This window comes from Variovorax sp. FG153, from assembly GCF_057809595.1.
Map to the genome: position 1 here is coordinate 26,094 of NZ_JBMDKG010000029.1, position 12,609 is coordinate 38,702.

The 12,609-nt window shown below is 71.4% G+C and carries 11 protein-coding genes; 8 read left to right on the forward strand and 3 right to left on the reverse strand.

The annotated features are described in order from the left end of the window. Positions 1-10: 10 nt before the first annotated feature. Genes ACODT0_RS26650 through ACODT0_RS26680 form a run of 7 tightly spaced genes read left to right on the forward strand, consistent with a single transcriptional unit; the run spans position 11 to position 8,433 of the window. Positions 11-1,615, forward strand: a complete 1,605-nt coding sequence (locus ACODT0_RS26650) for an ABC transporter substrate-binding protein (RefSeq protein WP_479672205.1) — start codon at positions 11-13, stop codon at positions 1,613-1,615. Positions 1,616-1,631: 16 nt separating this feature from the next. Continuing rightward, entirely contained in the window at positions 1,632-2,576 is a 945-nt protein-coding gene (locus tag ACODT0_RS26655; RefSeq protein ID WP_057595422.1) for an ABC transporter permease, read from the forward strand. Beyond that, the gene (locus ACODT0_RS26660) at positions 2,576-3,388 is read left to right on the forward strand and encodes an ABC transporter permease (protein ID WP_057595421.1); all 813 of its coding nucleotides are present in this window, start codon (positions 2,576-2,578) and stop codon (positions 3,386-3,388) included. Before ACODT0_RS26655 ends, ACODT0_RS26660 begins: the two co-directional genes overlap by 1 nt. Then, positions 3,385-5,052, forward strand: coding sequence for an ABC transporter ATP-binding protein (locus ACODT0_RS26665; protein WP_489042717.1), 1,668 nt, complete (start codon positions 3,385-3,387; stop codon positions 5,050-5,052). The genes ACODT0_RS26660 and ACODT0_RS26665 overlap by 4 nt, the downstream gene beginning before the upstream one ends. Beyond that, entirely contained in the window at positions 5,049-6,035 is a 987-nt protein-coding gene (locus ACODT0_RS26670; protein ID WP_412179696.1) for an alpha/beta hydrolase fold domain-containing protein, read from the forward strand. Before ACODT0_RS26665 ends, ACODT0_RS26670 begins: the two co-directional genes overlap by 4 nt. Before the next feature lie 8 nt (positions 6,036-6,043). Continuing rightward, positions 6,044-6,694: an FMN-binding negative transcriptional regulator gene (locus tag ACODT0_RS26675; RefSeq protein ID WP_489042718.1), complete on the forward strand. Its 651-nt coding sequence runs from the start codon at positions 6,044-6,046 to the stop codon at positions 6,692-6,694. A gap of 14 nt (positions 6,695-6,708) precedes the next feature. After that, complete coding sequence (locus ACODT0_RS26680; protein WP_489042719.1) at positions 6,709-8,433, forward strand: hypothetical protein; 1,725 nt, start codon at positions 6,709-6,711, stop codon at positions 8,431-8,433. Between the two features lie 130 nt (positions 8,434-8,563). Here ACODT0_RS26680 and ACODT0_RS26685 read toward each other — a convergent pair whose 3' ends face one another. Together ACODT0_RS26685 and ACODT0_RS26690 are read right to left on the reverse strand one after the other, a co-directional pair. Then, positions 8,564-9,874: an MFS transporter gene (locus ACODT0_RS26685; RefSeq protein ID WP_489042720.1), complete on the reverse strand. Its 1,311-nt coding sequence runs from the start codon at positions 9,872-9,874 to the stop codon at positions 8,564-8,566. Beyond that, on the reverse strand, positions 9,871-10,629 hold the full coding sequence (locus tag ACODT0_RS26690; protein ID WP_409976526.1) for an aldolase: 759 nt from the start codon (positions 10,627-10,629) through the stop codon (positions 9,871-9,873). Before ACODT0_RS26690 ends, ACODT0_RS26685 begins: the two co-directional genes overlap by 4 nt. 226 nt (positions 10,630-10,855) lie before the next feature. Here ACODT0_RS26690 and ACODT0_RS26695 point away from each other — a divergent pair, with 226 nt between their 5' ends. After that, complete coding sequence (locus ACODT0_RS26695) at positions 10,856-11,851, forward strand: AraC family transcriptional regulator (protein ID WP_489042721.1); 996 nt, start codon at positions 10,856-10,858, stop codon at positions 11,849-11,851. Here the strand turns inward: ACODT0_RS26695 and ACODT0_RS26700 are convergent, their stop codons facing one another. Continuing rightward, positions 11,852-12,592: a 3-oxoacyl-ACP reductase family protein gene (locus tag ACODT0_RS26700; protein WP_261210965.1), complete on the reverse strand. Its 741-nt coding sequence runs from the start codon at positions 12,590-12,592 to the stop codon at positions 11,852-11,854. Between the last annotated feature and the right edge of the window lie 17 nt (positions 12,593-12,609).

Genomic DNA, 12,609 nt, shown 5'->3' on the forward strand with positions numbered 1-12,609 from the left:
AGTGTTTGCCATGAACCCACCCGTGCCCCCCGCCCGCCCGCCTTCCGTCTCGCGCGCCGCCGCCCTGCTGGCGCTCGGCCTCGCCGCCGGCACCGCCTTCGCCCAGGGCGCGCCCGGCGCCGGCCAGACGCTGCGCATCCAGATCAACTCGGACATCCGCAGCACCGACCCCGGCGGCAACCGCGACGACAACACCGACAACGTGCTGCTGCACATCGGCGAGGGCCTGGTCGCGCTGCGCGAGGACACCTCGGTCGGCCCCATGCTCGCGAGCAAGGTCGACACTTCGGCCGACGGCCTGAGCTACACCTTCACGCTGCGCGACGGCGTGAAGTTCCAGAACGGCGCCACGCTCACCGCCGACGACGTGGTCTGGAGCTGGCAGCGCTACCTCAAGCCCGGAAGCGGCTGGCGCTGCCTCAGCGAGTTCGACGGCAAGGGCATGACCAAGGTGCTCTCGGTGGAGGCGCCGAACCCGAAGACGGTGGTGTTCAAGCTCGACCGCGCGAGCGCGCTGTTCCTCACCATGATGGCGCGGCCCGACTGCGGCGGCGCGGCCATCCTGCACCGCAGCTCGGTCGGCGCCGACGGCCAGTGGAAGGAGCCGGTGGGCACGGGCCCCTACAAGCTCAAGGAATGGAAGCGCGGCCAGTACGTGGAGCTCACCCGCTTCGACGGCTACACCTCGCGCGCCGAGCCGCGCGACGGCCTCACGGGCGGCAAGAAGGCCGAGGTCGAGAACCTGCGCTTCGTCGTCATCCCCGACTCGGCCGCGGCCAAGGCCGCGCTCTACAGCGGCGGCATCGACGCCTTCATCAGCCCCAGCCCGTCGGACGTGATCGAGATGCGCGGCCGCGCCGACGTGCGCGTGGACACCACGCCCGTGATGACCATGGTCGCGCTGCTGCTGCAGACCAACGACCCCGTGCTCAAGGACGTGCGCATCCGCCGCGCGCTGGCGCTGGCGCTCGACACGCCCGAGATCGCGCGCTCGGTCACCGAGGGCCTGTCGGCCGTCAACAACTCGGTCGTGCCCTCGACCAGCCCCTACTACGACGCGGCGCAGGCCGGCGGCTTCAAGCGCGACATCGCCGCCGCGAAGAAGCTGCTGGCCGAGGCCGGCTACCGCGGCCAGCCGATCCGCATGATCGCCAACAAGCGCTACGAGGCGCTCTACTCGGCCGCCGTGCTGGTGCAGGCCATGGCCACCGAGGCCGGCATCAACATCGAGCTCGAGGTGCTCGACTGGGCCACCCAGCTCGACCGCTACACCAAGGGCCAGTACCAGAGCATGGCCTTCGTCTACTCGGCGCGCATCGATCCCGCGCTCAACTACGAGATGGTGTCGGGCGACAAGGCCGCGCAGCCGCGCAAGGTCTGGGACAGCGCCTATGCGCAGACCCGTCTGGCCGAGGCCATGGTCTCGCGCGACAAGGCGCGCCGCCAGGCGCTGTTCGACGAGATGCACAAGCAGATGCTGCAGGACGTGCCGATGATCGTGCTGTTCAACGCCAGCGACGCCACCGCCATGCGCAAGAACGTGGTCGGCTTCAAGGGCTGGGCGCCGGCCAAGCCGCGCTTCTGGAACGTGCGGCTGGCCGCCGCCGGCGGCTGACGGGGGCCGCGCCTTCATGCCCGCCTACCTCCTGCGCCGGATCGCGATGACGATACCGACGCTGCTGCTGGTCTCCATCGCGGTCTTCGCGCTGATGCGGCTGATCCCGGGCGACCCGGTGCTGCTGATGCTCGGCGAAGGGGCCGACCCGGCCCAGCTCGAATCGATGCGCCACCAGATGGGCCTGGACCAGCCGCTGCCGCTGCAGTACCTGGTCTGGCTGCGCCAGGCGCTGGGCGGCGACCTTGGCGTCTCGACCACCAACGGCCTGCCGGTGCTGCCGCTGATCTGGGAACGCTTTCAGGTCAGCGCCGTCATCGTGCTGGTCGCGGTGGCGCTGGCCTCGCTGATCGCCGTGCCCGCCGGCCTGGTCGCCGCCTGGCGCAAGGACCGCCCCGCCGACCTCGCCATCATCGGCGCGGCCACGCTGATGCTCTCGGTGCCGAGCTTCTGGCTCGGCCTGCTGCTGCTGATGTTCTTCGGCCAGTACCTGCACTGGCTGCCGGTGGTGGGCTACGTGCCGCTGTCGGAGAGCTTCTCGCAGGGCGTGCTCTACGTGATCCTGCCGATCGTCACGCTGGTGCTGGTCGAGACCGGCGTGCTCACGCGCATGTCGCGCGCCAGCACCATCGAGATCCTGCGGCTCGAATACGTGACGCATGCGCGCGCCAAGGGCGTGCCCGAGTCGCAGGTGCTGCGCCGCCACGTGCTGCCCAACGCCTTCAATCCCACGCTGACCATGATCGGGCTGATCCTCGGCCACCTGCTCAGCGGCATCGCGGTGCTCGAGACGGTGTTCACCCTGCCCGGCCTCGGCCGCCTGATGATCGATTCGATCTTCGCGCGCGACTATCCGGTGCTGCAGGGCTGCCTGCTGTTCACCGCCTGCATCTACGTGGTCATCAACCTGGTCGTGGACATGTGCTATCCCCTGTTCGATCCGCGGGTGTCGGTGCAGTGATGAAGATCAAGACCCATACCCTGGTGGGCGGCGTGCTGATCGCCACGCTGCTGGTGCTGGCCGTGGTGGCAGCCGTCTGGACGCCCTACAACCCGGTCGGCATCGACCTCAAGTCCAAGCTGCAGGCGCCCTCGATGGCGCACTGGCTCGGCACCGACGAGTTCGGCCGCGACGTGGCCAGCCGCGCGATGCGCGCCGCCTCCACCAGCTGCCTGGTGGCGCTGCTCACGGTCGCGCTGGCCACCGCCATCGGGCTGGTGGTGGGCGTGGTCGCGGGCTTCGTGCGCGGCTGGACCGACCGCGTGCTGATGGCCTTCAACGACACGCTGCTGGCCTTCCCGGGCCTCTTGCTGGCGCTGGCCGTGATGGTGATCGTGGGCGCCAACCAGTGGGGCATCGTGCTCGCGCTGAGCCTGGCCTACGCGCCCTCGGTGGTGCGCGTGGTGCGCGGCACCGTGCTGTCGCTGCGCGAGCGCGAATACGTCGAGGCCTCGCGCATGATCGGCAACGGCGAGATCTACACCATGTGGCGCCACATCCTGCCGAACTGCGTGGCGCCGGTCGCCGTGCTGGCCACCAGCATGTTCGGCTGGGTGCTGCTGTCGGAGAGTGCGCTGAGCTTCCTGGGCCTGGGCGTGCCGCCGCCGGCACCCACCTGGGGCAACATGCTCTCGAGCGCGCGGCCCTACATGGTCTCGGCCGTCTGGCTGTGCGTGGTGCCGGGCCTGTGCATCGCGCTCACGCTGCTGGGCATCAACCTGCTGGGCGAATCGCTGCGCGACCGGCTCGATCCGCGGACGGAGAAGTCATGAGCGCGCCTTCCAACCCCTCTCCTGTTCTTTCGGTCGAGCACCTGAGGATCGCGCTGCGCCACGGCACCCAGCCGCTGGTGCACGACCTCTCGTTCGAGGTCCGGCCCGGCGAATTCCTCGCCGTGGTCGGCGAATCGGGCAGCGGCAAGACCATGGCCGCGCGCGCCATCCTGCAGTTGCTGCCGCCCGGCATCGCGCAGACCGGCGGGCGCATCGTGTTCGACGGCCAGGACCTGAGCCGGCACGACGCGCAGGCCATGCGGCCGATCCGCGGCCCGGGCATCGGCATGGTGTTCCAGGAGCCGATGGTCTCGCTCAACCCGGTGCACCGCATCGGCGAGCAGATGGCCGAGGGCCTGCGCATGCACCACCGGCTGTCGGCCGCCGAGATCCGCGCGCGCAGCCTCGAGATGCTGCGCCGCGTGCAGATCGCCGACCCCGAGCGCTGCATGCAGGCCTATCCGCACGAGTTCTCGGGCGGCATGCGCCAGCGCATCATGCTCGCGAGCGTGATGCTGCTGAAGCCGCGCCTCTTGATCGCCGACGAGCCCACCACCGCGCTCGACACCCTGAGCCAGCGCGAGGTGCTCGACCTGATGGTCGAGCTCGCGCGCGACAACGGCACGGCCGTGCTGCTGATCACGCACAACCTCGGCCTGGTGGGCCGCTATGCGCAGCGCGCGATCGTGCTCGAGAAGGGCCGGCTGGTCGAGACCGGCGAGGTGCCGTCGATCCTGGTCGCGCCGAAGCAAGCCTACACGCGCAAGCTGGTCGACGCGCTGCCGCGCCGCCAGGCCGCCAAGCCCGCAACCGCCGAGACGCGCCAGCCGCTGCTGCAGGTGCGCGGCCTCGGCGTGAGCTATCCCGGCGCGCGCCTCGGTTTCTTCAAGCGCCAGCCGCCGGTGCCCGTCATCGATGCGCTCGACCTCGACATCCACCCGGGCGAGATGGTCGCGCTGGTGGGCGGCAGCGGCTCGGGCAAGACCACGCTGGGCCGCGCCATCCTGCGGCTCGCGCCCTCGAACGCCGGGCAGATCCTGTTCCGCGGCGAGGACGTGCGCACCGCCGGCCGCGCAGCGCTGCACCGCTTCCGGCTGGCCTGCCAGCTCGTGTTCCAGGACCCCTTCTCCTCGCTCGACCCGCGCATGCGCGTGCAGGAGATCGTGGCCGAGCCGCTGCGCCACCTGCCCGAGCTCGATGCCGCGGCGCGCCTGCGGCGCGTGGCCGAGACGCTCGACGAGGTCGGCCTCGACGGCCTGGGCGCGCGCTACCCACACGAGCTCTCGGGCGGCCAGCGCCAGCGCGTGGCGATCGCGCGCGCGCTGGTGCGCCGGCCCGCCTTCGTGGTGGCCGACGAGCCCGTGTCCGCGCTCGACATGACGATCCAGGCCCAGGTGCTGCGGCTGTTCCAGAGCCTGCAGCAGCACCATGGCTTCGCCTGCCTGTTCATCAGCCACGATCTCGCGGCCGTCGAGCAGATCGCCGACCGCGTGATCGTGATGGAGCGCGGCCGCATCGTGGAGCAAGGCGCGCGCGACGCGGTGTTCGACCGGCCGCGCCATGCCTACACCCAGGCACTGCTGGCGGCCACGCCGCGGCCGCTGCACGAGCTGGCCGAGCCCGCCATCGACATCCAACCCGTTCCCGAGAAAGCCTTCGCGTGACCTCCCCCTTGCCCTACAGCTGGCAGCATCCCAGCGCCCCGCCGCCGCTCGATCCGCAGATCGTCGAGTTCATGCGCCTGATGGGCGCCGAGGGCGCGCGCTATCCGAAGCGCCACACCATTCCCATCGCCGAGGGCCGCGCCAATGCCGAGAAGGTGCGCGCGCCGTGGACGCGGGGCGGGCCCGAGATGGCGCGCAGCGTCGACCACCGCGTGCCCACGCGCCACGGCGAGGTGCGCATCCGCGTGCACTACCCCGCGCAGCGCGCGCTGCAGGGTGCACTGGTCTACATCCACGGTGGCGGCTTCGTGCTGTTCAGCCTCGACACCCACGACCGCGTGATGCGCGAGTACGCGGGCCGCGCCGGCATCGCTGTGATCGGCATCGACTACACGCGCGCGCCCGAAGCGCGCTTTCCGCAGCCGCACGACGAATGCGTGGACGTGATGCGCTGGCTGGCCGCCCATGCGGGCACGCTCGACATCGATCCCGCGCAGCTCTTCATCGGCGGCGACTCGGCCGGCGCCAACCTCTCGGTCGGCGCCTGCCTGGTGCTGCGCGACGAGGGCGATGCGCTGCCGCTGGGCATGCTGCTGAACTACGGTGCCTACAGCACCGAGCTCTACCGCGACTCGGTGGTGCGCTACGGCGCGGGCGAGTACGGCCTGTCGCTGCACATGATGCTGTGGTTCTATGGCCTCTATGCGCGCGGGCCGGCCGACTTCGCCGACCCGCGCCTGCACAGCCTCTCGGCCCGGCTCGAGGGCCTGCCGCCGGCCTGCATGGTGGTCACCGAATGCGATCCGCTGTACGACGACAACCGGCTGATGGCCGCGCGGCTGCGCGAGGCCGGCGTGGCTGTCAGCGAGACGCTCTACCCCGGCACCATCCACGGCTTCCTCGAGGCGGTCTCGGTCGCCGACGTGGCCGGCCGCGCCTTCGACGATTCGGTGCGCTGGCTGCGCGACCTCGCCACGCGCTGAGCCGCCGCATGTACACGCCCAAGCCCTATGCGGAGGCCGAGCTCGCGACGCTGCACGAAGGCATGCGCGCCTGGAGCTTCGCCACGCTGGTCACGGTCGGCCCGGCCGGCGCCAGTGCCACCCACCTGCCCTTCCTGCTCGATGCGCGAGACGGCGAGCCGGGCCTGCTCACCACCCATCTCGCGCGGAAGAACCCGCAGCTCGAGGACCTGCGCGCGGGCCGCGAGGCGCTGGTGATCTTCCAGGGCCCGCATGCCTTCATCACGCCGAGCTGGTACGTCAAACAGAGCACCTTCCCGACCTGGAACTACACGGCGATCCATGCGCGCGGCACGCCGCGCGTGATCGAGGAACGCATGGCGATCCACGCCGTGCTGCGCCGCACCGTCGCGGTCTACGACACGCCGCTGCGCGCCGAATGCGCGGGCAGCTGGGACTTCGACGCCATGCCCTTCGACTTCGTCGCGCCGCGGCTCGACATGATCGCGGCGGTGGAGATTCCCGTGCAATCGCTCGAGGGCAAGTTCAAGCTCAACCAGGACCGCTCGGAGGAAGACCGGCGCGGCGTGATCGCCGCGCTCGAACGGCTCGGCGAGCCGCAGGGCGTGGCCGTGGCGCGGATGATGCGCGAGCGGCTGGAGACCGCCACGAGCGCGTGAACCGTCGCGGCACAATGGTCCGCGTGCCGCTTCCCCACCGCCTGTTCGCCGGCCTCGCGCTGGCCTCCCTCTTCGCCACCGCCCACGCGGCCGAGCCGCTGCTGCTCGTCACCGCGCCCGCCGCGCTGCAGGCGGCCGAGAAGTCCGGTGCCGACTTCGCCCACTGGCTGGCCGAAACGCCGGCCGCCGACGGCATCGCGAGCAACGAGGTGCTGATGCGCTCGAAGGCCTGGCGCTCCATCGCCGAGCCCCTCGGCGCCAGCCTCGCGGCCATCCAGCGCCGCGACAAACAGGCCGGCGTCGGCATCGCGAAGTACCCGCACCGCCTGTTCGACGCGCGCTGGCTCGCGAGCCCCGATGCCTTCTTCGAACTGGTCGGCGTGGCCAACCGCATGGACCGCCGCCCGTTCCAGGACGGTGCCTGCGGCGAGACCCGGCTCGTGTACCGCCTCGCTTACCGCACCCCTGCCATGCAGTCGCGGCTGCCGATGACCGTCAACGTCGAGCTGCGCGGCGACGCGCCCGATGCCGACGGCGGCTGCGCCTCGGCCGCGAAGCGCTGGCAGCCGCCGCAGGCCGCGATGGCCGACGAGGCGCTGGGCCGCTGGCTGGTGTCGACCGACGGCCCGCTCGCGCCGCAACGGCTCGCGCCCGCGCGCATCTCGCAACTCACGGTGAACCTGCAGAGCGTGCGCTGGCCCTCGGCCGTGCGGCCCGACCTCGGCGGCCATGCCGAATACATGCTGCGCGCCTTTCGCTGGAATGCCGGCACGAAGCGCTACGACGTGGGCCCGCTCGAGAACACGCCCGACGTCGCGAAGCTCAAGGCCAGCGCGCCGCTGCGCCAGGAACTCAAGCAATGGCTTCGCCAACCCGGGAACCTGCGCGCGCTCGACGAAGCCACGCTCAGGATCCCCGAGCGCTTCCTCGCCACCGAGGCCATCTCGGTCGCGCCGCGCGGTCTCGAGCGCCTTGCCAACCGCCCGTTCGCGCAGCTCTTCGCCGAGAGCGAATGGCAGGCCGTGCCCGGCAGCCGCACGCTGCAGTCGCCGCGGGCCCTGCTGCGCCGGCTCGACGACCTCAGTTGCATGGGCTGCCACCAGAGCCGCGCGGTCGCGGGCTTCCACCTGCTGGGCCTCGATCGCCGCGACGCCTCGCGCAGCTTCACGCCCGGCAATGCGCTCGCGGTGCCGCACTCGCCGCATCTGCAGGACGAGCTCGCGCGGCGCGCGCGCTACCTGCAGGCCGCGCTGACCACGCAGAAGCCCGATCCCTTCCGGCCGCTCGCGGAGCCGCTCGATGCGAACACTCGACCCGAGCCGGCGATCGTCGGCGCGCGCTGCGAGCCCACGCGCATCACGGCCTCGGCCAACCCCTGGCTCGATCGTGCCGAGAAGCTGCCGCGCACCGCCTGCGAGGGCGCCGCCTCGGTCTGCGAGAAGACCTCGGTCGGCTTCCCCGGCGGCATGTGCTCGGGCCCCTGCGATCCCAAGGACCCGAACGGCACGTGCGGCGACATCGCGATCCTCAGCGACTTCAACCAGTGCCTGGCGGCGAAGCGCCCGTTCAGCGAATGCCTCGCGAAGCACACGCGGCCCGGCAACCTGCGCAGCTGCTCGGCCACCGCGCCCTGCCGCGACGACTACATCTGCGCGCAGGCCGAAGGGCAGCCCGAGGGCCGCGGCGCCTGCATCCCGCCCTACTTCCTGTTCCAGATGCGCGTGGACGGCCACTCCTGACTTTCACCCTCCCCCGCTGGGGGAGGGCCGGGGTGGGGGCACCGGGCGCATCCATCGCCCCGCGAACATCGGCCGCCCGGCGCCCCCATCCCGACCTTCCCCCAGAGGGGGGAAGGAGTTGGGGAAGGAGTCACCCCTCGTTCGCCGCCGGCCGCATCTTCCAAGCCGACAGCGCCGCCACCGCCCCCAGCACCGCCACATACGCCCCCACCGGCACGATGCTGCCGTACTTCGCCACCAGCGTCGCCGCGATGATCGGCGCCAGCCCGCCGCCGAGCGCGGCCGCCATCTGGATGCCGATGGAGATGCCCGAGTAGCGCAGCTCGGCCGGGAACTGCGCCGCGTAGAGATTCGACTGCGGCGCGAACATCAGCGGGTAGTTGAGCGCGAGCGCCACCACCATCGCCACCGTGTAGGCCATGAGCGAACCGCTGCCGATGGCCTGGAACAGCGGCAGCGCCATCAAGGCCAGCAGCACGCCGCCGAACACGTAGAGCCGGCGCGCGCCGACACGGTCGGCCAGCCAGCCGAACAGCGGGATGGTCAGCACCATCAGCGACGAACCGAGCACCAGCGCATGCAGCGCATCGCCGCGCGAGAAGCCCAGCCGCGTGACCGCATAGGAGATCGAGAACACCAGGATGGTGTAGATCAGCGTGACCTCGGCCAGCTTGCCGCCGATGGTCAGGAGCAGCGGCCGCCAGTGCGCCAGCACCACTTCGCGCGCGGGCAGCGCGGCGGTCTTGCGGTGCGCCTTCACGGCCTCGAACTCGGGCGACTCGTCGATGCGCGTGCGGATGAAGATGCCCACCGCGATCAGCAGCGCGCTGGCCAGGAACGGCAGCCGCCAGCCCCAGTGCAGGAAGGCGTCCTCGGGCAGCTGCGTAACCAGCGCGAAGGCACCCGACGACAGCAGCACGCCGATCGGCGCGCCCATCTGCGGCATGCTGCCCACGAGCGAGCGCCAGCGCGGCGGCGCATGCTCCACCGCCATCAGCATCGCCCCGCCGAGCTCGCCGCCGAAGGACAAGCCCTGGCCGATGCGCAGCAGCACGAGCAGCACCGCGGCCCAGAGGCCGATCGACTCGTAGGTCGGCAGCACGCCGATCAGCACCGTGCAGATGCCCATCATCAAGAGGCTCAGCGTGAGCATGGCCTTGCGGCCCAGCCGGTCGCCGTAGTGGCCGAACACGATGCCGCCGATCGGCCGCGCGAGCATGCCGCTCGCGAAGGTGCCGAAGGCCGCGAGCGTGCCGGTCACCGGATCGAAGTTCGGAAAGAACAGCTTGTTGAAGACCAGCGCGGCCGCCGTGCCGTAGGCCAGGAAGTCGAAGCCCTCGATCGCGGTGCCGGCCATGGTGGCGGCGCCGACCTTCCAGACGCTCTGCGGCTTGGCGGCCGCGGGCGCGGCGGCGCCCACCTGGGTGGCGATGGTGTTCATGCCTTGTGCTCCTCGACCTGCCGCGCGAACATCGCGAAGCTGGCTTTCACGATGCTGGGCTGCAGCAGGAAGTCGTGCGATTCGCGTGCCAGCGCCGGATCGACCAGCTTGAGCCGGCCGTAGGCGCTCTGCGCGATCAGCTGGTTGCGCGCGGCGCGCTCGATCAGCACCGAGAGGTAGAGCGACTCCTCCACGCTCGACGTGGCGGCCAGGAAGCCATGGTTGGCCAGCAGCACGCAGCGCTTGGCGCCGAGCGCGGCCGAGATGATCTCGCCCTCCACGTCGGCGATCGGCAGACCCGGCCATTCGGCGAGGAAGGCGCAGTCGTCGAAGAAGGGCGTTGCATCCATGTGCGCGACCTGCAGCGGCTCGCCGGTCATCGACAGCGCCGACACATAGGGCGGATGGGTGTGGATCACGCAGTGGACGTCGGGCCGGCGCCGGTACACCCAGAGGTGGAAGCGCACGGCCGGGTTGGGCACGCCGCGGCCCTCGAGCACGCGCAGCGAATCGTCGATGCGCATCACCGAGCCCGCGCGGATCTCGCCGAACGCATGCGCCAGCGGCGTGGTGAGGAAGCTGCCGTCGGGCTGGCGCACCGTGATCTGACCGGCCAGGGTTTCGGAATGGCCCTCCTTCGCGAGGATGCGGCAGCTCAGCGCGAGCTTCTCGGCATCGCTCCAGTGGCCGACGGTGAGGCCGTCGAGCTTCAGGGGCGCGTCGGCGGAGGGGGCGTCTGTGACGGTGGGGTTCACGCGGTTTTCCTTCATCGGTGGTCGATGGCCGCCAATGTAGGAAGCGATGCCGCGCCGGGCCTTGCGCCTGCGCGCACGCGCATTGATCCAGCGCGCCAACGCGATGGGACCCCGATCCCGCCCGCTAGTGGAAAGTCTCGATGTGCGGCCGCGGCGCCCCCTCCAGACTGCGGGCGCGGACCGCCCTTGGCACGAACCATGCACGCGGCCCGGCTCCCACCCCACCATGCACCACGACCCGACCCCGCACCTGAGCTTCGCGCCGCACCTGCGCCCCTTCTACCCGGGCGACCTGCGCGGCTACTCGACCACGCTCGACGCGCTGGTCTACCCTGGCGAACTCAGCGTGCAGCACAGCCATCCGCGCATGAACCTCGAGGCCTGCCGGCTCGTGGGCGGCGGCATCGCGGTCAGCTTCGATTCCACGCCGATGCAGGTGCGCCATGCGGCGGGCCAGTCCGGCCACGACGGCGCGGGCGAGGTGCTCGCGATGATCGCGGTCGACGGCCAGGGCACGATCGAGCAGGCCGGCCGCCGGCTGCCCTTCCGCAAGGGCGACATCGTGTTCCGCACCACGCGTCTGCCCTCGACCTGCGCGCTCGACGAATCGGGCCGGCTGGTGCAGCTGCGGCTGCCGGCCGGGCGCTTCTTCGGCATCTATGCCGACCTGCGCGACAACTTCGAACCTTCGCTGGCCCAGGCCGACTCCACGCTGGCCGAATCGGCGCGCCAGCAGCTCGACCGCCTGTTCGCGGTGCAGGCGCAGCCGCATCCGGCGCTGGCCTATTTCTCGGAGCAATCCTTCGTCTCGCTGCTCGCGGCCATCTACTGCGAAGCGGTGGCCGGCGCGCCGCAGGCCGGCGATGCGGGCGCGGCCAAACGCCACGAACGCGACCGCTGGCAGCGGCTCGCGGCCTATGTCGAGGCCAACCTCTGCGACCCCGAGCTCTCGGTCGAGGCGATCGCGCGCGAGCTGTGCATCTCCAAGCGGCTGGTGCACCGCCTGTTCGCCACGCAGCAGACGCAGTACGGCGCCTACCTGCGCGAGCGCCGCCTCGAGCGCGCGGCCGAGGAACTGGCCAACGAGCGGCTGGCGCAGCTCAGCGTGACCGAGATCGCGTTCCGCAACGGCTTCAACGACCCCAGCCATTTCAGCCGCGCCTTCCGCGACCGCTTCGGCACCACGCCGGGCGGCTACCGCGCGACCCGCCCGCCGGCCTGATCAGGCCAGGTAGCCGCCGTCCACCGTCAGCGCCGCGCCGGTGACGAAGCTGGCGTCGGGCCCCGCGAGGTAGGCCACCATGCCCGCGATCTCGCTGTCGTGCCCCATGCGGCCCAGCGCCATCAGCGGCTCCAGCCGCTCGCCGTAGGCCGACTTCGGCGCCATGTCGGTATCGGTCGGCCCGGGCTGCACCACGTTCACCGTGATGCCACGCGGCCCGAGGTCGCGCGCGAGGCCGCGCGCCATCGAGGCCACCGCGCCCTTGGTCATCGCATAGACCGACGAACCCGCGAAGCCCACGCGATCGGCCACCACGCTGCCCGTGATGACGATGCGCGCGCCACGCTCCATGTGCTTGAGCGCCGCCTGCACCGCCACGAAGGCCGAGCGCACGTTGACCGCGAACATGCGGTCGAAGTCGGCGAGCGCGTAGTCCTCGACCAGGCCGCCGACGAGGATGCCGGCGTTGTTCACCAGCAGATGCAGCCCGCCGAAGGCCTCGGCCGCGGCGTCGACCGCCTGCCGCACGGCCTGTGCATCGGCACTGTCGGCGCGCAGCGCGAGCGCGCGGCCGCCCTGCCCTTCGATCTCGGCCACGAGCGCTCGCGCCGCCGCGTCCGACGACGCATAGGTGAAGGCCACGGCCGCGCCGTCGTTCGCGAGCCGCCGCACGATGGCCGCGCCGATGCCGCGCGAGCCGCCGGTCACGAGGGCGGCCTTGCCGGAGAGGGATTTCGTCATGTCGACTTCCTTTTTAA